The following is a 20,813-nucleotide window of genomic DNA, read 5'->3' as shown; positions in this document are numbered from 1 at the left end:
GGCGCCCGCGTCTGTTGTGTAAAAGACCCCGCCCCCCCCCCGCGGGGGGGGGCTCCGCTCTTTTTACCCGCGGGAGAAAGGCCGCAGTGTCTACTTCTTCTCGTCAGAATCCAGCAGGGACATGAGGTAAGCGCCGTAGCCGCTCTTTACGAGGGGCTCGGCACGTTCGCGGAGTTCGTCGTCGGAGAGGAAACCAAGGCGCCAGGCCACTTCCTCCGGGGCACCGATCTTCATTCCCTGACGGTGCTCGATGGTGCGGATGAAGTTGGACGCGTCGTTCAGGGAATCGAACGTGCCGGTGTCCAGCCACGCAGTACCACGGGGGAGGATGTCCACCCGCAGCTTTCCACGTTCCAGATAGGTCCGGTTGACGTCGGTGATTTCCAGTTCGCCGCGGGGCGAGGGCTTGAGGGACCGCGCGATTTCCACCACGTCGTTGTCGTAGAAGTACAGGCCCGGGACTGCGTACTTGCTCTTGGGCTTCGCAGGTTTCTCTTCGAGCGAGAGCGCGTTGCCGGCGTCGTCAAACTCCACGACGCCGTAGGCGGTTGGATCGCTGACCCGGTAGCCGAAGACAGCACCGCCGTCGATGTTGCGGAAGCGCCGCAGCTGCGTTCCCATTCCAGGGCCGTAGAAGATGTTGTCGCCCAGCACGAGGGCAACCGGACCGTTGCCGATGTGCTCGGCACCCAGGATGAAAGCCTGGGCAAGCCCGTCCGGGGAGGGCTGCTGAACGTAGCTGAGAGAGATGCCGAACTGGCTGCCGTCTCCGAGCAGCCGCTGGAACTGCTCTGCATCGTGAGGGGTCGTGACAATGAGAATGTCGCGGATACCCGCGAGGATCAGGGTTGAAAGCGGGTAATAGATCATCGGCTTGTCGTACACCGGGACGAGCTGCTTGCTGATTCCAAGGGTGATGGGATGCAGCCGTGATCCCGTACCGCCAGCCAATATGATTCCGCGCATGGAATAATGATGTCCCAGAGAGCTGGGCCCGCAAAATCTGGCACCGGGCTCTCGCGCGTCACGGATTCCCGGACAGCCGCTGCTTTCCCCAAGGATAGGTTCACTTTGCGCGATACCCGAACGCCAGGCACCAGCCCGGGAGAAGGCACTGGGGGGACCATCGGCAGATCCTCTGCCGCAGGTGTAGGCGCTGCTTCACTGGTGTCTGCGGCGGTGGGGTACGCGGTACTGCTGATTTCAGCCAGGACCCTCTCACCGGAGGAGAACGCCGGCTTCCTGACCTTCTGGTCCTTTGTCTTTTTCGTTTTTGGCGTCCTTGGCGGCATTGTCATCGAATCGACCCGTGCTGCCAGGTCCTCGCTTGAATCAGGTCCAAACCCGGCAGGTGCCCGCATCGGTCCGGTCGCCGTCGGCTTGGGTGCCGCAGCCGCGCTGATTCTGCTGGCCACGTCCTTCCTCTGGGGCGGACCGCTGTTTGGATCCTCAGCTCTCTACCTGGTGCCCATCATCTGCATCGCTGCACTGCTTTACTCAGGGCATGCCAGCACCGTGGGTTCCCTTGGGGGCAGCGGGCGCTGGAGCGAGTACTCGGCCGTCACGGTCGCGGAGTCCCTCCTCAGGCTGGCCGGGGTGGGTGCTGCAGTCCTGCTGGGGGCCAGCACCGGCGGCCTCGCCACAGCGACGGCACTGGGTGCAGCTTCCTGGATGTTCTTCCTGCTGGTTTCCAAACGCACACGGAGCTCCTTTACAGTGCGGGCAGATGTACCTGCCCGCGAATTCATCCGCAACATCCTGCTTGCCTGCCTTGCCGCTACAGCCAGCTCGGCGCTGCTCGTTGGTTTTCCCGTCATGCTGAAATTCACGACGACGGACAGCATCTACCTGGCTTCCGCACCGCTGCTCATGGCATTGTCCCTGACCCGGGCACCACTGATGATCCCGCTGATGGCATATCAAAGTGTGGCCATCACCCATTTCATGGCGCGAAAGTCTGAAGGCGCCAAAGCCTATCTTCCATTGTTCCTGGTGGTGCTGGGGGTCGCTGCCGCCGGTGCCGTGGCGGCCGGTCTGATCGGTCCGTGGCTGATGGTTTTCCTGCTGGGTCCTGACTACAACGTGGACGGACTGGTCCTCGCAGCCTTGACCATGGATTCAGGGTTCCTGGCACTGCTGACTCTCACCGGCGCCCTGGCCGTGGCCGCCAACCAGCACCGCGCCTATTCCCTTGGCTGGGTCGCAGCGGCAGCCGTGTCACTGGCCGTGCTGTTCCTGCCGGTGGGCATTGAACTCAAGACTGTCCTCAGTCTGGCCGCCGGCCCGCTGTGCGGCGTGGCGATCCATACCTGGTTTGTGCAGCGCAGCCTTCGCAATCCGGCCTGACTCAAGAGCTGAGCGGCACGCTGCCGTCAACCGGCTGCCCGCCGGAAACCGGTAGGCTGGTGCCATGCAGAAACTCCTTGTTACCGGCGGTGCCGGCTTTATTGGTTCAAACTTCGTGCACTACGCGCTGGCCAACACGGATTCTTCCATCACGGTACTGGACAAGCTCACCTACGCCGGCAACCTCGCCTCGCTCGAAGGCCTTCCCGGGGACCGCTTTACGTTTGTCCAAGGTGACATCTGCGACGCAGACCTGGTGGACCGGCTGGTGGCAGACGCCGACGTCGTGGTGCATTACGCGGCGGAATCCCACAATGACAACTCGCTGCACGATCCGCGGCCGTTCCTGGATACCAACATCATCGGCACCTACACGCTGATCGAGGCCGCCCGGAAGCACGGGGTGCGCTTCCACCACATCTCCACGGACGAGGTCTACGGTGACCTGGAACTCGATGACCCGGAGCGGTTCACCGAGTCCACACCGTACAACCCCTCCAGCCCGTACTCCTCCACGAAGGCCGGTTCGGACCTGCTGGTGCGTGCCTGGGTGCGTTCCTTCGGTCTGCAGGCGACGATCAGCAACTGTTCCAATAACTACGGCCCGTACCAGCATGTGGAGAAGTTCATTCCGCGGCAGATCACCAACGTGCTCGACGGGATCCGTCCCAAGCTCTACGGTGCCGGGGAGAACGTCCGGGACTGGATCCACGCCAACGACCATTCCTCGGCCGTCCTGACCATCATCGAGAAGGGCGAGATCGGGCAGACCTACCTGATCGGCGCTGACGGGGAAAAGAACAACAAGGAGGTCGTTGAGCTGATTCTGAAGCACATGGGTCAGCCGGCTGATGCCTATGACCAGGTCATCGACCGGCCCGGCCATGACCTGCGCTACGCCATCGATTCAACGCGGCTGCGCACGGAACTGGGCTGGGAACCGAAGTTCTCCAACTTCGATGCCGGCATCGAAGACACCATCGCGTGGTACCGGGATAACGAAGCCTGGTGGCGCCCGCAGAAAGCCGAAACCGAAGCCAAGTACAAGGTCCAGGGACAGTAACGGCCATGGTTGAATTCTCCAAGGCACTGACTGCGCACGAAACGCCGATTCCCGGCGTCGTGCTTTATGACCTGCCGGTCCACGGCGATAACCGCGGCTGGTTCAAGGAGAACTGGCAGCGGGAAAAGATGCTGGCGCTGGGGCTGCCGGATTTCGGCCCGGTGCAGAACAACATTTCCTTCAACGAGAAGGCCGGCACCACCCGCGGCATCCACGCCGAACCGTGGGACAAATACATTTCAGTTGCCACCGGACGGATCTTCGGCGCCTGGGTGGACCTGCGCGAAGGCCCCAGCTTCGGAACCGTGTTCACCGCGGAACTGGACCCAAGCCAGGCCATCTTCATTCCCCGCGGGGTGGGCAACGCCTTCCAGACGCTGGAAGACAACACCGCCTACACCTACCTGGTCAACGACCACTGGAGCGCTGATGCGCAGGGACAGTACACCTTCCTGAACCTCGCGGATGAGACCGCTGCCATCGGCTGGCCGATCCCGCTGGAGCAGGCTGAGCTTTCGGATAAGGACCGGGCGCATCCCCGCTTGGCCGACGTGGTTCCGATGAAGCCGAAGAAAGTCCTGGTCCTGGGCGCGGACGGCCAGCTCGGGCGTGCGCTGCGCACGGCGTACGACGGCGATGCCTCCGTCGAGTTCGCCGGACGGGCCGACTTCGACCTGACGGATCCGGCTTCGTATGAGCGGAACTGGAAGAACTATTCCGCGATCATCAACGCGGCCGCCTACACGGCAGTGGACGCAGCGGAGACCCCTGAGGGCCGGCGCCTGGCCTGGGAAATCAACGTCACCGCCGTCGCACGGCTGGCCCGTGTTGCCGCGGCGAACCGGCTGACGCTGGTGCACGTCTCCAGCGATTACGTCTTCGACGGCACCCGCGAGATGCACCCGGAGGACGAGCCTTTCTCCCCGCTGGGGGTCTACGGCCAGACCAAAGCAGCCGGCGACGCCGTCGTCTCCGTGGTCCCGCAGCACTATATTGTGCGGACCAGCTGGGTCATCGGAGACGGCAGCAACTTCGTGCGCACCATGGCCTCACTCGCCGAACGCGGGATCAAACCGTCCGTAGTGAACGACCAGATCGGGAGGCTGTCCTTCACCGAGGACATCGCCGCCGGCATCCGGCACCTGCTTAGCACCGGCGCCCCGTACGGAACCTACAATTTGAGCAACACCGGTGACCCGGCAAGCTGGGCAGAGATCGCGGCATCGGTTTATGAGCTGAACGGCAAGCCCCGCCAAGCTGTCACCGGTGTCAGCACTGAGGACTATTTCCGGGACAAGGCTGCTGCGCCGCGGCCGCTGAATTCGGCGCTGGAGCTGGGCAAGCTCGAAGCTGCGGGATTCCGGCCTGCAGACGCGGCCGAGCGGTTGGCGGAATACGTAAACGGGGCACCGAATGCCTGATCCCGGGGCCACAGTTGGCATTTACATACCGTTCTGGGGCGAACTGGAATACCTGCGGACAGCTGTCGAAAGCGTGCAGGCACAGACCGACGCCGACTGGACCCTCACAGTAGTCAACGACGCACATCCGGACCGCTCCGTTGACGCGTACTTCGACACACTCACGGACCCCCGCATCCGATATGTGAGGAACGAGGTCAACTGCGGGATCACTGAGAACTTCCGCCGGTGCGTGCAAATGGCGACCGAGCCGCGCGTCGTCGTGATGGGCTGTGATGATTTCCTCCTGCCCGGATATGTGGAGGCGATCCGGAGGGCCCACGCGCTGCATCCTGACGCTGGGCTCATCCAGCCCGGCGTTGTTGTCAAGGACGAACACGGCAAGACTGTCAGCACCCTGGTCGACTCGGTGAAGCAGAAACTGATGCGTCCGCGCCGCCCCGGACCCGCACTGCTGGGCGGGGACAAACTGGCAGCGAATCTGATGCAGGGCAACTGGCTCTACTGGCCGTCTCTGGCGTTTCGCCGGGAAGCGATCCAGAAACATGATTTCAGGGATGGTTTTCCTGTCATTCAGGACCTGGCGCTGATTCTTGACCTGCTCCTGGACGGGGAGGAGCTGCTGCTCGTCCCGGAGACCGTGTTCGCCTACCGCCGCCACAGTTCGAGCGCTTCGTCGCTGGAACTGCTGGACGGTTCCCGGTTCGCGGGGGAGCGGCGGTTCTTCCGCCATGCTGCGGAACTGGCTGCACCCCGGGGCTGGAGGCAGACAACATGGGCTGCCCGCATGCACCTTACGTCCCGCCTGCACGCGCTGGTGCTGTTGCCGGGTACGCTGCGCCGACGCGACCTGCGGACTGCGGCGCTCGTCCTGCGGCACGCATTCGGAAGCTAGCAGGGAGACTTCCGGCCGCCAGGTGAGTTGCCGAACATAAAGGGAAGGCCCCGTTTCTCAAGAGAACCGGGGCCTTCCCTTTTGCAACTTGCGCCGCTGCTAGGGACAGCCAACAAACTTGTACAGGGATGCCTCGCCCACGCTTGCGACCTTCTCGAAGTCAGGATCCGCGTCCAGTTCCTCAATGCCGGGGTAACGGTGGTCCCCGCCGTGGACCTCACGCGTGCCGAAGTCCAGCACGTAGTCGACGCCTGTTGCCTCCACCGCATCGCAGACCTCGGGCATCGAATCAGCGTTCTTGAGATTGTTGTCGACTACCGCAGCCTCGGGACTGGTGTTGGAGAGCGTGTGCTTGTAAGTGGTGTCCCGGTCAGCAATAGCGTAGGCCAGCGCACCACCTGTCCACGGGTTCACGGCGATGACGGCGTCGGGTTCGGTGAGTTCGGGAAGCTGGCGGATCAGTTCGAGCTCATCGGTGGACACTAGAGCCGAATCATCGGTCACGGCATAGACTCCGCGGGCACTGGCGACGGCAGTGTCCATGCTGGCACGCTGGGTCAGCGGGAGCAGTACAAGGACAACGGCGAGACCCAGGGCGAAGGGTGCGGCTGCCGCAACGGGGCCGGCAGCCCCGGAGAGGCGGGCACGAACCCAACGGTCCGCTGGTTCCAGGATCAGCTGCAGGCCCAGGATGGCCAGCGGTGCGCCCACAATCGGGAGGATCGCTGCGAGGCGGTAGGGATCGTTGTACCAAACGCCGGTGACGAACATGCGGTTATCAGAAATCGGGTAGCCGGCAGCGACGGCAAAAAGCCAGATGCTCAGCAGGTACGCGCCGGCCACCCACAGCAGCCGGGGGCGGCGGAAGCAGTAAATCAGGCCAAGCAGCACCAGGATACTGATGACGACGGCGGCAGGCCGTCCGAACGGTGCATTAAGCAGCGCTTCGCCAAAGGCCTGTGGCGCTGTCTCGACCCGGTTCCAGACAGCCGCTTCCTTGGGGGGCCGGATCAGCTTCCACATGACGAGGAAGACGCCCGCGGCGGCCGCGGCAGCCAGCGTGGCGAGCAGGTACCGGGACCAGGACGCCCCGGACCTGTGCAGGGACATGATGCCGCGGACATAGGCTGAAACTACGGCCGGGACGGCCAGAGCGAAAAGCGTCATCACACCGTTGGGGTGGGAAACGGCCACCCCGGGCACTGTCAGCATCGCCAGCAGGATCAAGGTGAAAACGGGTATGCCCGGGTGGGGGACCTGGCGCATGATTCCGGCGAGGATCACCAGCGCGGCGGGAACCATCGAGAGCGAGAGAACATTGGGGTAGAGCACACCGAAGTCCAGCAGCAGGATGGGGAACGCGGAGAAGCTGCCCACCACGATGCCGGCGCCCAGGACGGCCGCGGGTGCCAGGTTGGCGAGCCGGCGCACGGCGAACAGCACGCTCAGCGGCCAGACGGCGGCGGACACGGCAATGATTGCTGCACTGGTGGCCGCGGTCACCGGAACACCGGAAAGCTGAACAATCAAGGAAACGATCCCGTGCCAGGCGGCGGGATAGAAATACGCCGGCTGGTCCGCGGTAGTCATGGACGTCAGGGTGAGTGAGGAGGCGTTGCCCGTATCCAGGATGTAACGGACTGCGTTGAGGTGGAAATTGTTGTCGAAGGTCTGGGAAAAGTTCTCCGGGGCACCGATGACGTGCACCACTTGCCAGCCGATGAGCAGGAACGCTGCTGCCGCTGCAGCAAACCAAGGCCCCTGATGCCGGAGGAAGGAATGCTCTGCGGACCCTGCACTCCGTGCTGGGTACCAGGAGAAACGTGTGATGCCGTAGCAGGCAGCAAGGACCAGCACCGTGAGCACCAGGACCGGAAGGATGCTCCAGGCAATCCCGGCGAAGGGTGCCGCAATGGCGCTGACGCTGACAAGCGTGACCGTCACCAGCGGTGCTACCGCTACAGCGTCAAACAGGCGAAGCCTCAGGGTCAGGCTGATAGCCAAACCAGGCACGATAAGAAGTGCCAGGGCTATGAGTATTGCGGGAAGGGCCCCGAGCCAATCCATGCGTGAAAATCCTCCGGTGTGTAGGCGGGCTGCAAGGCCCCGCCAATTCTAGCTGTTTAGCGCGCAGAACCCCGATTCGGCCTTGCGGCAAAGTGGCGGGGGCTTAGCGAGTTCTATAGCCTGTAGCTACTATGCGTATACGTGGCGGGGCGTCAGAACCGCAAACCCGGCCGACACCAGCCATCACTACTGCCGGCACCGCGGCCGTCATTACTGCCTTCAACCCACCCGTCGAGCTGGCGGGCCGAGTGGCTTCGATGCTCGACGAGTTCCGCGCCGTGGCAGTCGTCGACGACGGATCAACGGACGGAAGCGGGGTATTGGCCGAGGTCGAACGCCTCGGCGCCACAGTCATCAGGCACGGCAGGAACGAGGGCATCGGTGCGGCCCTGAACACAGGCATAACGGCACTGCTGGATCGGCACACCGGCCTTTCCTACATTGTGACCTTCGACCAGGACTCTGAACCGCCCGCCGGACTGCTGCACAAATATGAGCAGGCACGTCAGGCTGCCGCTGCGGACGGACTCGCGGTGGGCTCCGTCAGCCCCGAAAGCGTCTCCGGGAGCCGGGTGCTGAGCCGGGGCGGAAGCGGCGGCTACCTGGAAGTCGCCGAGCCCATCCAGTCGGCCCTGCTTCTCTCACGGGCTGCACTGGACACTGTCGGTGGTTTCGATGAGGGTCTCTTCATCGATGGCGTGGACACAGACTTCTACTGGCGACTGCGGAAAGCCGGCTTCTCCGCGGTCGCTGCTCCCGGCGTCGCGCTGGAACACTCACTGGGAACGCGCACGCAGGCACGTTTCCTGGGCCGCCCGCTGCGGGTCCGGAACCAGCCTGTTGAGCTGATGCAGAGCGCCCCGTTCCGCTACTACTACATCGGCCGGAACCGCATCCACCTGCTGCGCCGGTATTTCAGCACCCAGCCGAGCTGGATGCTGCGCGGACTGGCCCTGGACCTAAGGCATGTGATTGTTGTCGGCTTCCTGGGAACAGAGCGCAGGCAGCGGCTGCGGTATTTTGTAAAGGGGACCGCCGACGGGCTGCGGGGCCGCACAGGCAAAGCCCAGGACACGAGGTGAGGAAGTCAATGGACGCCTCGGCAGCGAACACTCAACCACAGCAGAATAGGTATGCAGAGCGCGTGGAACAAGCTGAAAAACCAACGGCCGGACGGCTGCTGGTCATCATGCCTGCCTGGAACGAATCCGCCTCGGTAGGCAACACCGTTGCGGAAGTCATCCGGACAGTGCCCAACTGCGACGTCCTGGTCGTGGACGACGGATCAACGGACAACACAGCAGACCTGGCTGAAGCGGCAGGTGCTGCGGTGCTTCGGCTGCCCTTCAACCTTGGCGTCGGCGGCGCCATGCGCGCAGGCTACAAGTACGCGCAGCGGTGGAACTACAGCCAGGCGATCCAGGTGGATGCGGACGGCCAGCACGATCCCAAGGACCTGATCAACGTGGTCAAGGGGCTGGAAGTTGCTGACATCTCCATCGGAGCACGGTTCGCGGACAAGGGAAACTACGAAGTCCGGGGTCCGCGCAAATGGGCGATGGTCTTCCTCGGCTGGGCAATTTCCCGGATTGCCAAGACCAGGCTCACGGACGTCACGTCAGGCTTCCGGGCAGCAAACACCAAGGCCATCGCGCAGTACTGCGAGCACTATCCGGCTGAGTACCTTGGGGACACGATCGACTCGCTGGTCGTTGCAGTGCGTTCCGGCCTGACCGTAACGCAGGTGCCCGTGGAGATGCGTCCCCGGCAGGGCGGACAGCCCAGCCACAATCCAGCCAAGGCTGCCCTCTACCTGGGCCGCAGCGGATTCGCGCTGCTGATCGCCATGACCCGCAAAAAGACCCGGCTCGCCGGCACGGAAGGAGCAGCAGAATGAACACAGTGCTGCCGTTCATCCTGGCGCTCGCCGTCGTCGGTTCCGTCATCTGGCTGCTCCGCCAGCGCAAGCTGCGCGAGAAGTATGCTGCACTCTGGATCGTGGTAGGCCTGGTCACCCTGATCTTGGCGGGTTTCCCCCAGCTGCTCGACTGGGCTACCCAAATCTCCGGCTTCGCGCTGCCCTCCAACCTTCTTTTTATGCTGGCGATCTTCCTGCTGATGGGCGTGTGCCTGCACCTCTCGCTGGAAATCTCCGTGGTGGAGGACGAGACGCGTGCACTGGCAGAGGAAGCCGCCATCCTGCGCAGCCAGCTTGACGGCCTGCAGAACCAGGTGGAGCGCCTGCAGCATCAGGTCTCGGCCGCCGACGGCGGAAGCGCGGAGCAGCTGCCGCCGGGAGAACACCAGTGAGCGGAGAAGTACGGGCCAGCGTCTGTATGGCCGCCTACAACGGATCCCGCTGGATTGGCGAGCAGATCGAATCGATCCTCGCGGACCTGGGCCCGGAAGACGAATTGGTTGTCGTGGATGACAAATCCACGGACAACACAGCGGACGTCGTCGCCGAAATCGGTGACCCCCGGATCCGCCTGGTGCGGTCCGAAGTCAACGAACGCTACGTCCGGACTTTCGGCAAGGCAGCAGCCCTGGCCCGCGGGCAGTACATTTTCCTGGCGGACCAGGACGACATCTGGGTCCCCGGCCGGACAGCAAAGATGATCGATGCCCTCGGAAAGACCGCCATGGTTGCCGGGAATGTTGCCCTCTTCGGCGGGCCGGCGGAGAACGCACCATGGTCCTTGCGCGCCAGGGACTCAAAACGGCGCCTGGCCAACATCACCGGAGTCATGGTGGGGTACCGCCCCTACTACGGCTGCGCCATGGGCTTCCGCCGCGACTTCGCGGACGTTGTACTGCCCATGCCGCGGTTCCTCTACGAATCGCACGATCTCTGGATGGCGCTGGCCGGCAACCTGGCGGGTGAAATGACGCACCTGGGTGAACCGGTGCTGTACCGCCGGCTGCACGAGGACAACGAGACTCCACGCCACTGGCGCCGCCTGGACCGGATCCTCAAAGCACGCTGGATGCTTCTGCGGGCACTGGTCACCGCAGGTTACCGTCTCCGGCGGCGGAACCGCCGGGCTGCCTGAGCTCCAGCCTTTATCCCGTATAACAACAACAGCGGACTCCCCCGAAAGGGTGTCCGCTGTTGTTGTTGGTGTGCACGCTGCCTAACGCGCTACGCCAACGTTCGTCCCGGTGCCCCGGTCCCACCGCCCGGTTAGCGGGCGGTCCCCGGGGTTGCCGAACTGGAAGCTGGTGCTGGCCGTCGGCCGGATGTTGCTGTTGGTCAGGTACCAGTAGCTTCCGCGTTTTACGCCCACGGTGCTGAACCGGTCATTGTTCCAGTCCCCGGAGACCGGGGTGTCTCCGGCGTTGCCGAACAGGAAGGCTCCGGCAACACCGGGGCGGATGTTGCTGTTGGTCAGGTAGAAGCGCTGGGCAACGCCCTCCGGGCGGGCAACTCCGAGGGTGTCGTAGCCGTCTCCGTCCCAGTCTCCAACAAGGGCGGTGTCGCCGACGTCACCGAACGCGAAGACGCCGTCCGCTACGCCGCTGGTATTGGAGTTCTTCAGGTAGACCGTGCCGTTGCGGAAGACGCCGATGGTGTCCCGGCCGTTTCCGTCCCAGTCGCCGCAGATGGGCTGGTCTCCGGGGTCCCCATACCGGACCTCCTGCGCGGCTGCTGCGCCGGTCAGGGACTCGCGGATGTACCAGGTGCCTCTGCGGAAGGCCGCGGGGGTGGCGATGCCGTCCCCGTTCCAGTCGCAGGTCAGGTACTGGTCGCTGCCGTTTCCGTACTCGAGGCCCTTCACCGGGTTGCTGCGGAAGTACAGCTGTCCCGGGCGTCCCACCGAGGCCTGGCGCGCGAAGCTGCGCAGCTGGGCGACTGAGCCCTGGTAGACGTTTGAATCGCCTTCGAACGGGCCGGTGCTGCTGTACTGCCAGAGCGTGTATCGGGACCAGCCGTTGGGCAGGGCGCCGGGGCCGGTGGTGTTGTAGGCAGCGATGTGCAGGGGCTGCCCCGCGAAGGCACCGGAGTTGCCGGTGCAGGTGCGCCACCAGTCCGTGGTGGTGTAGATCATTGGCAGGCGCCCCGTGCGGGCTGCGACTGTCTGCGAGAAGTCCCTGATCCAGGACACCATCTGGCCGGCGGTCATGTTGTAGCAGGTGTTGCCGAGGGAGGGGTAGGGGTTGTATTCGATGTCCAGCAGCGGGGGAAGGGTATTGCCGTCGGGGGACCATCCGCCGCCGTTGTTCACGAAGTAGTTGGCCTGGGCGGCACCGCTGGAAACGTTGGGGATGGCGAAGTGGTAGGCGCCCCGCAGCATTCCCACAGACGAAGAGCCGGTGTACTGGCTGGAGAACAGCGGGTTCTTGTAGGACGTGGCCTCAGTGGCCTTGACGTAGGCGAAGCGCGCGCCCTGGTTCCAGGCGCGGCTCCAGTTGACGGCCGGCTGGTGGCTGCTGACATCCATGCCCTGCAGCCCGGCGGGCTGCCAGGTAGCGGCGAGTGAGATTCCCGGGGCGCTGGAGGTGTGCTGCAGTGCGGGGACGGCCAGCGGCACGCTTGCTTCTGCTGCGGCGGCCGCCGGCGAAGCAACCTCGGGGGCGTCACCCGCGGATACATCGCTGGAGAGATCCGTGGCGAGTTCCGGATCTGCCAGGCCGCTGATGATCAGTTTGTCCTCGGCATCGAGGCGCTCCGCGATTTCCCCGCTGCCGGGGGCCTGCGGATCACGGGTTTCTTCCAAGCGCTCAAGGCCCTGGCCCATCTTGGCGCCCAGGATACCGATGATTTCGGCAAGCTCCTCCTCGGTCAGCGCGGAGGGGTCCGGGACCTCGACCTCAGCGGGTTCCGGGACAGCAGGGGACGTAGACGGCGTGGCCTGTTCCGGTGTGGTTCCCGGAGCCGGGGCCGGCAGCTGCTCTGGAACTTCTGTGGGTTCCGGCGACGAAGGTGCTGGGTTCTCCGGCAGCGCCGGTGCGGATTCAGCGGGATTCGGAATCCCGGGTGACGGGCTGGCCGGAGCGGTTTCGGTGACGGCACTGTCCGGGGGGAGCTGTGCGGCAGCAGCGGGTGCCGTGGTGGCGGCAAGTGCCAGGCAGAGCAGGCCTGCCAGCACGGGAGCGGATGAACGGTATTTCACGGGGTCTCCAGATGCAGTGGACTTCAACCTGAACCTTACCGGGACTGGTGAGAATACTGTGACCCGTGACAGGTCTGGAATCTATAGCGGGAATGCCGGAAATCGAAAGGGTCCACGGCTGCTGTAAACGCGCCCGCGGCAAGTTCCCCACAAAGGTGTTTTCCACATTAGGCACCCTTCACTCTCGTCAGCCGGGGTTTATTCACCTATTCTCGCCGGCATGGCCGGACCGGCCTGGAGGTTCTGTCTCATTAAGCGGCAGGAATGCCGTTCGGATGACCCGGGGGAGCGCGATGGACGCGGTGCGTATTGTCGAAGACGAGGTGCGCGAGCTCATCCGTGTCCGTGGCCTGGACCCGGCACGCCAGGCCGGCGAGGTCCGGCGCCTGGTGGAAGCAGCGGTACAGGATTACGACGAACGCTCCCTGCTCGGAACCCTCCCGCCCCTGGGCCATCTTGATAAGGCCCGGAAGCATGTCTTCGACGCGGTCGCCGGGTATGGAGCGCTCCAGCCGCTGCTCGATGATCCAACCGTCGAAGAAGTGTGGATCAACTCGCCCGGTGAGGTTTACGTCGCCCGGGACGGGCGTTCTGAGCTGACAGCGCTGAACCTCTCATCGGATCAGGTCAGGGACCTGGTCGAGAGGATGCTGAAGTCCTCCGGCCGCCGGCTGGACCTCTCCTCGCCGTTTGTCGATGCTGCCCTGCCGGACGGCTCGCGCCTGCATGTGGTCATTCCGGACGTGACCCGCAGGCACTGGGCGGTCAACATACGCAAGTTCATCGTCCGGGCCAGCAGGCTGGACCACCTTGTGGAACTGGGGACCCTAACGCCCCAGGCCGCCCGGTTTCTCTCCGCGGCGGTGGCCGGCGGACTTAACATCCTGGTCTCCGGGGCAACACAGGCCGGTAAAACAACCATGCTGAACTGTCTGGCGGCATCCATTGGGGCCCGGGAACGGGTTGTCACGGTTGAAGAGATCTTTGAACTGCAGCTGCCCCTGCGCGACGTCGTGGGCCTTCAGTGCCGCCAGCCCAACCTGGAGGGGACAGGAGAGATCCCGCTTCGGCGCCTGGTCAAGGAGGCCCTGCGGATGCGGCCGGACCGCCTGATCGTGGGTGAGGTCCGGGAGGCCGAGAGCCTGGACATGCTGATCGCCTTAAATTCAGGCCTTCCCGGGATGTGCACGGTCCACGCCAACAGCGCGCACGACGCCGTCACTAAGATCTCCACGCTGCCGCTGCTGGCGGGGGCAAACATTTCAAGCGCCTTCGTTGTCCCTACCGTGGCTTCCTGCATCGACCTGGTGGTCCACTGCGCGCGCACCCCTGCAGGACGGCGCGAAGTTACCGAGATCCTTGCCTTGGGCCGCCGGGTGGAAAACGGGGTTATCGAGTCAACGCTGGTTTTTCAGCGGGAGAGCGGACGGCTGGTTGCCTCGCCGTCCTCGCTGCCCTCCCCGGACAAGTTTGCCCGGGCCGGAATGAACCTGGCTGAGCTCCTGGAGCCGGCAGCATGACCGCGGCTGCCGGACTGGCCCTGGGGCTGGGTCTGTTCCTCATCTGGTCCTCCTGCTGGGTCCTCCCGGAACAAGCGGCAAAGGTGCGCCGCCCGGGACGCATCGAAGAGCTGCTGAAGTCCGCGGGCATCAGCCGGGTGACCCCGGGAGGCCTGGTGCTGAGCAGCGTCCTGCTGGGCCTGCTGGTCCTGCTGACCGTTTGGGTGCTGACCGCATCCCTTCCCATCGCCGGCTGCTTTGGCCTCTTTGCCTCCGCCGTACCGGTCAGCGCGGTGCGGTGGCAGGCACGTCGGCGCAACGCTTCGCTGCTGGAGCTGTGGCCCGACGCCGTTGACCACCTGCGCTCAGCGATCCGCGCCGGAATGTCGCTGCCCGAGGCCCTGATCCAGCTTGGGGACAAAGGACCCGCGGAGCTTCGTGCACCCTTCCGCGAGTTCGGGGCGGATTACCGCTCCGGAGGCTCGTTCGACGGCGCTCTGGATAGCCTCAAGGAGCGGCTGGCAGATCCGGTGGGAGACCGAATCGTGGAGTCGCTTCGGCTGACCCGCCAGGTGGGCGGCTCGGACCTGGGACGCCTGCTGGGAACGCTGGCGGAGTTCCTGCGGGAGAACGCGAGAACACGCAGCGAACTGCTGGCCAGGCAGTCATGGACCATCAACGCGGCACGCCTGGCAGTAGCAGCGCCCTGGATTGTGCTGGTGCTGATGTCCGGCACTCCCGAAGCGGTGGACGCGTACAACACGCCGGCCGGAGCTGGTGTCCTTGCCGCAGGCATGATTATTTCCGTGGGCTGTTACCAGCTGATGCTCCGCATCGGTGCACTGCCTGCAGAGAAACGGGTTCTGCGGTGAACGGCGTCTGGCCTGCGGCCGTGCTGGCAGGAGCAGGACTGGGAGTGGGGCTGTGGCTGGCCGTTGTGCGCCTTCCTTTCCTCCGTCCGCTGTCCTTTGCGGACCGGATCGCACCGCAGCTGCGTTCAGTTACACCGGGGTCCAGGCTCCTTGTAGCACCGGATGTGACTCCGTTTGGTCCGCTGGAGAAGGTCTTCCGGCCAGTCCTCACAGAACTGGTCGGCAAGCTGGAACGCCTTAATCCGGCAGCCTCAGCGCTGCAGAAGCGTCTGGACCGCGCCGGCAACCGCATCACCATCCTTGAATTCCGCTCCAGCCAGCTGTTGTTTGCGGGTGGCGGCCTGCTGCTCGGCGGCACGGGAGCGGTATGGCTGGCTGCACAGGGCCAGGTTTCGATTCCGGCCGTGGCGGTGCTGTCCCTGGCCTCCGGGCTGGTCGGCTACCTGTTCCGCGATTACCTGCTTACCCGGGAGGTGGCACGCCGAGAGACGCTGATGCTCGCGGAGTTCCCCAGCCTGGCGGAAATGATGGCGCTGGCAGTCGGCGCCGGAGAGAGCGCCGGCGGCGCCCTTGAACGGGTTGCCCGTACCTCGCACGGCGAACTGGCGGGCGAGTTCGGAAGGACCCTTGCCGAGACCAGATCGGGAGTGCCGCTGCTGACTGCTTTGGGCAACCTGTCCAGACGCACTCAGCTTGCTCCGCTGTCCCGGTTCGTGGACGGAATCTCAGTCGCAATCGAACGCGGCACGCCGCTTGCCGACGTGCTTCGGGCCCAGGCACAGGACGTACGCGATCTCGCTAAGCGCGAGCTGATGGAAGAAGCGGGAAAGAAGGAAATCGCCATGATGGTCCCGCTGGTCTTCGGTGTCCTGCCGCTAACCGTCCTTTTCGCCATATTCCCCGGCCTGTCACTGCTCAGTATTGGTCTGTGACGGCCGGCAACCCGCAAAAGATGTGCCACCCCCAAGAAAGGAACCCCCATGAAAACCCGAACCGATCTCCGAACGCTGCCGGCCCTGCTGGCCGCCAGCCTGATGGTCAGGCTGCGCGCTGCCATGTTCCCGGAGCGGGGAGAAAACGAGCGCGGCGACGTACCCGGATGGGTAATGATCACCCTGATGTCAGCCGTCCTCGTTGCAGCGATCCTCACCGTAGCCAGGCCCGCGCTGGTGACCCTCTTTGAATCTGCGATCGCCCAGGTCCGGCAGTAGCGGCAGGGATGCCCCCGCCGGCGAGGAGGGATCCGCCGTCGTGGACTTCGTCCTGGTCGGGGCCCTGCTGACTGTTATTGTGCTGGCAGTAATTCAGCTTGCGCTCGTCCTTCATGTGCGGAACACCCTGATCGATGCGGCTTCCTCGGGAGCCCGCTACGGAACACTCGCCGACAGAAAGCCCCAGGACGGCGTGGAACGGACCAGCCAGCTGATTTCCCGAAGCCTGAATCCGGGATTCGCCCAGGACATCACCCACACACGCGTCACGGGGTCCGGCAGCTCAATGCTCCAGGTGAGAGTCCGTGCGCCGCTGCCGGTCATCGGCCTGATTGGCCCGCAGGGAGGAATCGAGGTGACCGGTCATGCGTACTGGCCTGACTGACCCCGCGGGCACAGTTCAGGGAGGCGGAGAGACGGAGGAGGGCAGCGCGGCGGTGGAGTTTGTCTTCCTGGGCGTCCTGCTGCTCATTCCATTGGTCTACCTAATTATTACGGCGGGCCAGGTCCAGGGGGCTGCCTACGCCGTGGTCGGCGCTGCTGACCACGCTGCCAAAGTGTATGCATCCGCGCCGCCGGGAGACGCACCGGGGGAACAGGCCACTGCGGCGGCGGAGCTGGCGCTGGCAGACTTCGGATTTGATCCCCGGGCCCTCGAACTGCAGATTTCCTGCAGCCCGGAGTGCGGTACGCCCGGGTCAACAGTGACGGTCACCGCAGCGATGGACGTTCCGCTGCCCGTAGTGGGTTCGGTGCCGGGCCTGAACCTGGCGCCGGTGCGCGTGGATTCAACCTCGATGCAGAAAGTGGAGAGGTTCGGATGACACCGGCAAGGCAGGGGAAACCGGAGAGCTCACCGGACAGCGGCGAGTCCGGCCAGGTGGGGGTCCTCATCATCGGGTACGTGCTGCTGGCGCTGCTGGTGATCACCGTCATCGCAGGGGCGTCGTCGGTATACCTGGGGCACAAGAAACTTCTCTCGGCGGCAGACGGCGCGGCGCTCGCCGCCGCAGACACCTTCTCGCTCTCACAGGTACAGGGCACCGGAGGAAGCACACCCGCCGCCGTGCTGGAGGGAGCCATGGTGAGGGCCGAAGTGCAGCGCTACCTGCAGGAAAGCCGTGCGGGGGAGCGAATTGCTTCGCTGCAGATCGCTCCCGAAACCGGCACTCCGGACGGCCGCACAGCGCGGGTGGTGCTCACCGCCGTCGTGCACCCGCCGATCGTGAACTTCCTGGTGCCGGACGGGATCCGCATTACTGCAGAGTCCGACGCGCGGGCCCGGCTGACGCGCTGAGCTAGGAGGCTTTGGCCTGCTCCACAGGCGGGTAGTGCCCCCAGCCGCCGTGGTCCACCTCCAGCAGCGTGCCGTCGTCGGCATAGCAGAGGGTGACCCGCTCACCGTAGAGGTCGCAGTCGGGGTCGGGGCAGCGGTCACGCAGTGAACCGGTGAAGTCAGCGGCGTCGTACTGGTCCCAGTCGTCCAGTTTGCCCAGAGCCCAGGGATCGCCCTGTTCCGCCAGTTCCTCCAGCTCCTCGCGGCAGTAGCTGTGTCCGCGCTCGGGATGGCGGATGGGTGAGGGGGAAGCGTTCATCGGATTCTCGAAGCTCCTTTCCGGATCGGACAGCACCAATGTACTCCCGGGGCCCTGACATCAAGGCGGTCATCGCCCGGTGCGCCGCAGGTCCGCTGTTTCGCCGGACAGACACAGTCCGGGCCGGGAAACCGGGGCATGGCGTAGTCTGTAATCACCATGGCTGAAATCGATTTTCCCGCAGAAATCCGCGCTCTCCGCTCAACGTTTGCCTCCATCGAGGACGTCTCCGACGTCGCTGCGATGAAGGAGGACATTGCTGAACTCAGCGAGATGGCAGGGGAGCCCAACCTCTGGGATGACCCGGACGCTGCGCAGAAGATCACCTCCAAGCTCTCGCACAGGCAGAGTGCACTGGAACGGCTGCAGAAACTCGAGGCGCGTATTGACGACCTGGAAGTCCTGGTTGAGCTCGCCCAGGACGAGTCCGACGCCGACAGCAAGGCCGAGGCCGTGGCTGAACTGGAGTCGCTGCGCAAGGCCCTGTCCGAGCTTGAGGTGGTGACCCTGCTCTCCGGCGAATATGACGAGCGCGAGGCGGTAGTGACGATCCGCGCCGGCGCCGGCGGAGTGGACGCCGCTGACTTTGCCGACATGCTGCTGCGCATGTACCTGCGCTGGGCCGAGCGCCACGGGTATCCCACCCAGGTCCTGGATACCTCCTACGCCGAGGAAGCCGGCCTGAAGTCGGCCACCTTTGAGGTTAAGGCCCCCTACGCCTTCGGCACCCTGGTGGTGGAGGCCGGAACGCACCGCCTGGTGCGCATCAGCCCGTTCGACAACCAGGGACGGCGCCAGACCTCCTTCGCCGCCGTCGAGGTCATTCCGCTGATCGAAGCCACGGACCACATCGACATTCCGGACAATGAGATCCGCGTGGACGTGTTCCGTTCCTCCGGCCCGGGCGGGCAGTCCGTGAACACCACGGACTCCGCAGTCCGCCTGACCCACATCCCCACCGGCACTGTCGTCTCCATGCAGAACGAGAAGTCCCAGCTGCAGAACCGTGCCGCCGCCATGCGCGTGCTCCAGTCCCGGCTCCTGCTGCTGAAGAAGGAACAGGAAGACGCCGAGAAGAAGGCCTTCGCCGGAGACGTAAAGGCGTCCTGGGGTGACCAGATGCGCTCCTACGTGCTCAACCCGTACCAGATGGTCAAGGACCTGCGCACCGAGCACGAAGTTGGAAACACCTCCGCAGTGTTCGACGGCGAGATCGACGACTTCATCGACGCCGGCATCCGCTGGCGTGCCAACGGCAGCGTCTCTGCCCGCAACTAGCGCTTCGGGGCGGGGAACGAAGCCGCCCGGCTCTACACCTGTTAAAGCCCGGGTCCTCTTCAGGGCCCGGGCTTTTGCGTGTGCGGGCAAATGCTTCCGAAAACCCCATTGACGGAAATGTGATCTGTGCCATACATTTTCCGTAACCTGAATCGCCTTTCAGGTTAGTGCACCAAAACCCCGGCCCGGGCCGGCACCGAATGCATCCACTGCAGCCACCGCACTGAAAGGCACACCACCGTGAAGGCAACAAAGAAGTTCCTCCTCACCACGGCTCTTACTGCCGGGCTGGCGCTGTCCGCCTGCGCTCCTGCCGCCGATTCCGGCACCTCGCCGGCCGACGGCGAAGCGCCGTCAAGCGTTGACGTCGGAATCGTCTACTCCAAGACCGGCCCGCTGGCCGCCTACGGCGAGGCCTACTACGAAGGCCTGCAGGCAGGCATCGACTACGCCACCGACGGGACCGGCAAGGTCGGGGACACCGAGCTGAACATCACATACCACGACGACGGCGGCGATCCGGACAAAGCAGTCACCGTCGCGAAGGACCTCATTGGGCAGGACTACAAGATCCTGGCCGGCACCGTGGTCTCCGGCATCGCCCTCAAACTGGCAGAACAGGCCGAGCAGAACCAGGTCCTCTACATTTCCGGACCCGCGGCAACGGACGCGATCCAGGGCATCAACAAATACACGTTCCGCTCCGGCCGGCAGTCGCTGCAGGACGTGGCAGCGGCAGGTTCCTTCGTGGATGATCTGGCCGGCAAGAAGGTAGTGGTCTTCGCCCAGGACAATGCCTTCGGCCAGGGAAACCTCGCCGCCGTGGAAGCAGTCCTCGGTGCCGAAGGCGCGGAAGTCTCCAGCGTGCTGGTGCCTGAAGACGCCACCGAGTTCACCCCGTTTGCCCGCCAGCTGATCGACGCCGCACCGGACATGGCCTTCGTGGCCTGGGCTGGAGCCACATCGGGTTCAATGTGGCAGGCACTGGACCAGCAGGGTGCCTTCGACGCCGCACCGATCGTTACCGGGCTGGGCGACGCCGCCACCTTCGGGGCCTACGGCGCTGCCGGCACCAAGATCTCCTTCCTCAACCACTACTTCCCGGGCGCCGGGAACAACGAGGTGGAGAAGGCCATGATCGAGTCCGTGGAAGCAGCCGGAAAGCAGGCCGACCTGTTCACTCCCGACGGCTTTGTGGCCGGGCAGATGATCGTCCAGGCCGTCCGCGAAGGCGGCAGCGACGTCGACGCGATGGTCTCCGCGCTGGAGGGCTGGAGCTTCGAGGGGCCCAAGGGCACCACCACAGTCCGCGCCTCAGATCATGCGCTGCTCCAGGACATGTACCAGGTCACCCTCAGTGACCAGGGCGGCACCTGGGTTCCCACCCTCGTGGAAACGGTCGCTGCAGACTCCGTCGCTCCGCCGGAAGCCGCAAAGTAGGCCGTGGACCCC

At 64.6% G+C, this 20,813-nt stretch carries 21 protein-coding genes; 17 read left to right on the top strand and 4 right to left on the bottom strand.

Annotated features, from left to right (window positions below):
• Positions 1–90: 90 nt before the first annotated feature.
• Positions 91–966, bottom strand: a complete 876-nt coding sequence (rfbA, locus tag TVC13_RS06305) for a glucose-1-phosphate thymidylyltransferase RfbA (RefSeq protein ID WP_422400374.1) — start codon at positions 964–966, stop codon at positions 91–93.
• A gap of 105 nt (positions 967–1,071) precedes the next feature.
• On the opposite strand from rfbA, the gene TVC13_RS06300 reads away from it, so the two are divergent.
• From TVC13_RS06300 to TVC13_RS06285, 4 genes are all read left to right on the top strand, one after another.
• The gene (locus TVC13_RS06300; RefSeq protein WP_422400373.1) at positions 1,072–2,346 is read left to right on the top strand and encodes a hypothetical protein; all 1,275 of its coding nucleotides are present in this window, start codon (positions 1,072–1,074) and stop codon (positions 2,344–2,346) included.
• Positions 2,347–2,410: 64 nt separating this feature from the next.
• Positions 2,411–3,409 (top strand): dTDP-glucose 4,6-dehydratase, encoded by a 999-nt coding sequence (rfbB, locus tag TVC13_RS06295; RefSeq protein ID WP_422400372.1) that lies wholly within the window; start codon positions 2,411–2,413, stop codon positions 3,407–3,409.
• A gap of 5 nt (positions 3,410–3,414) precedes the next feature.
• Complete coding sequence (locus TVC13_RS06290) at positions 3,415–4,830, top strand: sugar nucleotide-binding protein (RefSeq protein ID WP_422400371.1); 1,416 nt, start codon at positions 3,415–3,417, stop codon at positions 4,828–4,830.
• Positions 4,823–5,725 (top strand): glycosyltransferase family 2 protein, encoded by a 903-nt coding sequence (locus TVC13_RS06285; RefSeq protein ID WP_422400370.1) that lies wholly within the window; start codon positions 4,823–4,825, stop codon positions 5,723–5,725. Before TVC13_RS06290 ends, TVC13_RS06285 begins: the two co-directional genes overlap by 8 nt.
• A gap of 99 nt (positions 5,726–5,824) precedes the next feature.
• On the opposite strand, the gene TVC13_RS06280 is transcribed toward TVC13_RS06285, so the two are convergent.
• Positions 5,825–7,792, bottom strand: a complete 1,968-nt coding sequence (locus TVC13_RS06280; RefSeq protein ID WP_422400369.1) for a DUF6541 family protein — start codon at positions 7,790–7,792, stop codon at positions 5,825–5,827.
• A gap of 131 nt (positions 7,793–7,923) precedes the next feature.
• Here TVC13_RS06280 and TVC13_RS06275 point away from each other — a divergent pair, with 131 nt between their 5' ends.
• The 4 genes from TVC13_RS06275 to TVC13_RS06260 all read left to right on the top strand — a co-directional run bounded on the left by TVC13_RS06275 (position 7,924) and on the right by TVC13_RS06260 (position 10,845).
• Entirely contained in the window at positions 7,924–8,874 is a 951-nt protein-coding gene (locus TVC13_RS06275) for a glycosyltransferase (protein WP_422400368.1), read from the top strand.
• Between the two features lie 107 nt (positions 8,875–8,981).
• Positions 8,982–9,689 (top strand): glycosyltransferase family 2 protein, encoded by a 708-nt coding sequence (locus tag TVC13_RS06270; RefSeq protein WP_422400376.1) that lies wholly within the window; start codon positions 8,982–8,984, stop codon positions 9,687–9,689.
• Positions 9,686–10,102, top strand: coding sequence for a DUF2304 domain-containing protein (locus tag TVC13_RS06265; RefSeq protein WP_422400367.1), 417 nt, complete (start codon positions 9,686–9,688; stop codon positions 10,100–10,102). Before TVC13_RS06270 ends, TVC13_RS06265 begins: the two co-directional genes overlap by 4 nt.
• Positions 10,099–10,845 carry a glycosyltransferase gene (locus tag TVC13_RS06260; RefSeq protein WP_422400366.1) on the top strand — a complete coding sequence of 249 codons (747 nt, stop codon included), beginning with the start codon at positions 10,099–10,101 and terminating at the stop codon, positions 10,843–10,845. The genes TVC13_RS06265 and TVC13_RS06260 overlap by 4 nt, the downstream gene beginning before the upstream one ends.
• An 81-nt stretch (positions 10,846–10,926) precedes the next feature.
• Here TVC13_RS06260 and TVC13_RS06255 read toward each other — a convergent pair whose 3' ends face one another.
• The gene (locus TVC13_RS06255; protein ID WP_422400365.1) at positions 10,927–12,906 is read right to left on the bottom strand and encodes a GH25 family lysozyme; all 1,980 of its coding nucleotides are present in this window, start codon (positions 12,904–12,906) and stop codon (positions 10,927–10,929) included.
• 293 nt (positions 12,907–13,199) lie between these two features.
• Here TVC13_RS06255 and TVC13_RS06250 point away from each other — a divergent pair, with 293 nt between their 5' ends.
• Genes TVC13_RS06250 through TVC13_RS06220 form a run of 7 tightly spaced genes read left to right on the top strand, consistent with a single transcriptional unit; the run spans position 13,200 to position 17,785 of the window.
• Complete coding sequence (locus TVC13_RS06250; protein WP_422400375.1) at positions 13,200–14,426, top strand: CpaF family protein; 1,227 nt, start codon at positions 13,200–13,202, stop codon at positions 14,424–14,426.
• Entirely contained in the window at positions 14,423–15,277 is an 855-nt protein-coding gene (locus TVC13_RS06245; protein ID WP_422400364.1) for a type II secretion system F family protein, read from the top strand. The genes TVC13_RS06250 and TVC13_RS06245 overlap by 4 nt, the downstream gene beginning before the upstream one ends.
• Before the next feature lie 20 nt (positions 15,278–15,297).
• Positions 15,298–16,209 (top strand): type II secretion system F family protein, encoded by a 912-nt coding sequence (locus TVC13_RS06240; RefSeq protein ID WP_422400363.1) that lies wholly within the window; start codon positions 15,298–15,300, stop codon positions 16,207–16,209.
• A 48-nt stretch (positions 16,210–16,257) separates the two neighbouring features.
• Positions 16,258–16,488 (top strand): hypothetical protein, encoded by a 231-nt coding sequence (locus tag TVC13_RS06235; protein WP_422400377.1) that lies wholly within the window; start codon positions 16,258–16,260, stop codon positions 16,486–16,488.
• Positions 16,489–16,528: 40 nt separating this feature from the next.
• Positions 16,529–16,873: a TadE family protein gene (locus TVC13_RS06230; protein WP_422400362.1), complete on the top strand. Its 345-nt coding sequence runs from the start codon at positions 16,529–16,531 to the stop codon at positions 16,871–16,873.
• The gene (locus tag TVC13_RS06225; protein ID WP_422400361.1) at positions 16,854–17,312 is read left to right on the top strand and encodes a hypothetical protein; all 459 of its coding nucleotides are present in this window, start codon (positions 16,854–16,856) and stop codon (positions 17,310–17,312) included. Before TVC13_RS06230 ends, TVC13_RS06225 begins: the two co-directional genes overlap by 20 nt.
• Positions 17,309–17,785, top strand: coding sequence for a pilus assembly protein TadG-related protein (locus tag TVC13_RS06220; RefSeq protein WP_422400360.1), 477 nt, complete (start codon positions 17,309–17,311; stop codon positions 17,783–17,785). The genes TVC13_RS06225 and TVC13_RS06220 overlap by 4 nt, the downstream gene beginning before the upstream one ends.
• A 1-nt stretch (position 17,786) precedes the next feature.
• Here TVC13_RS06220 and TVC13_RS06215 read toward each other — a convergent pair whose 3' ends face one another.
• Positions 17,787–18,083 carry a hypothetical protein gene (locus TVC13_RS06215; protein WP_422400359.1) on the bottom strand — a complete coding sequence of 99 codons (297 nt, stop codon included), beginning with the start codon at positions 18,081–18,083 and terminating at the stop codon, positions 17,787–17,789.
• A gap of 159 nt (positions 18,084–18,242) precedes the next feature.
• Here TVC13_RS06215 and prfB point away from each other — a divergent pair, with 159 nt between their 5' ends.
• Positions 18,243–19,361 carry a peptide chain release factor 2 gene (gene prfB / locus TVC13_RS06210; RefSeq protein ID WP_422400358.1) on the top strand — a complete coding sequence of 373 codons (1,119 nt, stop codon included), beginning with the start codon at positions 18,243–18,245 and terminating at the stop codon, positions 19,359–19,361.
• A gap of 240 nt (positions 19,362–19,601) precedes the next feature.
• Positions 19,602–20,801 (top strand): substrate-binding domain-containing protein, encoded by a 1,200-nt coding sequence (locus tag TVC13_RS06205; RefSeq protein ID WP_422400357.1) that lies wholly within the window; start codon positions 19,602–19,604, stop codon positions 20,799–20,801.
• Positions 20,802–20,813 lie beyond the last annotated feature (12 nt).

Source organism: Arthrobacter sp. 3Tela_A (genome assembly GCF_049311025.1).
Taxonomy (GTDB): Bacteria; Actinomycetota; Actinomycetes; order Actinomycetales; family Micrococcaceae; genus Arthrobacter_B.
Note: the sequence above shows the minus strand (reverse complement) of the source record. Positions and strands in the feature narration are given on the sequence as shown.

What these genes read in the sequence shown, in the direction of transcription:
- rfbA (WP_422400374.1), bottom strand. Translation starts at nt 966, where the DNA reads ATGCGCGGAATCATATTGGCTGGCGGTACGGGATCACGGCTGCATCCC.
- rfbB (WP_422400372.1), top strand. Translation starts at nt 2,411, where the DNA reads ATGCAGAAACTCCTTGTTACCGGCGGTGCCGGCTTTATTGGTTCAAAC.
- TVC13_RS06290 (WP_422400371.1), top strand. Translation starts at nt 3,415, where the DNA reads ATGGTTGAATTCTCCAAGGCACTGACTGCGCACGAAACGCCGATTCCC.
- TVC13_RS06285 (WP_422400370.1), top strand. Translation starts at nt 4,823, where the DNA reads ATGCCTGATCCCGGGGCCACAGTTGGCATTTACATACCGTTCTGGGGC.
- TVC13_RS06280 (WP_422400369.1), bottom strand. Translation starts at nt 7,792, where the DNA reads ATGGATTGGCTCGGGGCCCTTCCCGCAATACTCATAGCCCTGGCACTT.
- TVC13_RS06275 (WP_422400368.1), top strand. Translation starts at nt 7,924, where the DNA reads ATGCGTATACGTGGCGGGGCGTCAGAACCGCAAACCCGGCCGACACCA.
- TVC13_RS06270 (WP_422400376.1), top strand. Translation starts at nt 8,982, where the DNA reads ATGCCTGCCTGGAACGAATCCGCCTCGGTAGGCAACACCGTTGCGGAA.
- TVC13_RS06265 (WP_422400367.1), top strand. Translation starts at nt 9,686, where the DNA reads ATGAACACAGTGCTGCCGTTCATCCTGGCGCTCGCCGTCGTCGGTTCC.
- TVC13_RS06250 (WP_422400375.1), top strand. Translation starts at nt 13,200, where the DNA reads ATGGACGCGGTGCGTATTGTCGAAGACGAGGTGCGCGAGCTCATCCGT.
- TVC13_RS06245 (WP_422400364.1), top strand. Translation starts at nt 14,423, where the DNA reads ATGACCGCGGCTGCCGGACTGGCCCTGGGGCTGGGTCTGTTCCTCATC.
- TVC13_RS06235 (WP_422400377.1), top strand. Translation starts at nt 16,258, where the DNA reads ATGAAAACCCGAACCGATCTCCGAACGCTGCCGGCCCTGCTGGCCGCC.
- TVC13_RS06225 (WP_422400361.1), top strand. Translation starts at nt 16,854, where the DNA reads ATGCGTACTGGCCTGACTGACCCCGCGGGCACAGTTCAGGGAGGCGGA.
- TVC13_RS06220 (WP_422400360.1), top strand. Translation starts at nt 17,309, where the DNA reads ATGACACCGGCAAGGCAGGGGAAACCGGAGAGCTCACCGGACAGCGGC.
- TVC13_RS06215 (WP_422400359.1), bottom strand. Translation starts at nt 18,083, where the DNA reads ATGAACGCTTCCCCCTCACCCATCCGCCATCCCGAGCGCGGACACAGC.
- prfB (WP_422400358.1), top strand. Translation starts at nt 18,243, where the DNA reads ATGGCTGAAATCGATTTTCCCGCAGAAATCCGCGCTCTCCGCTCAACG.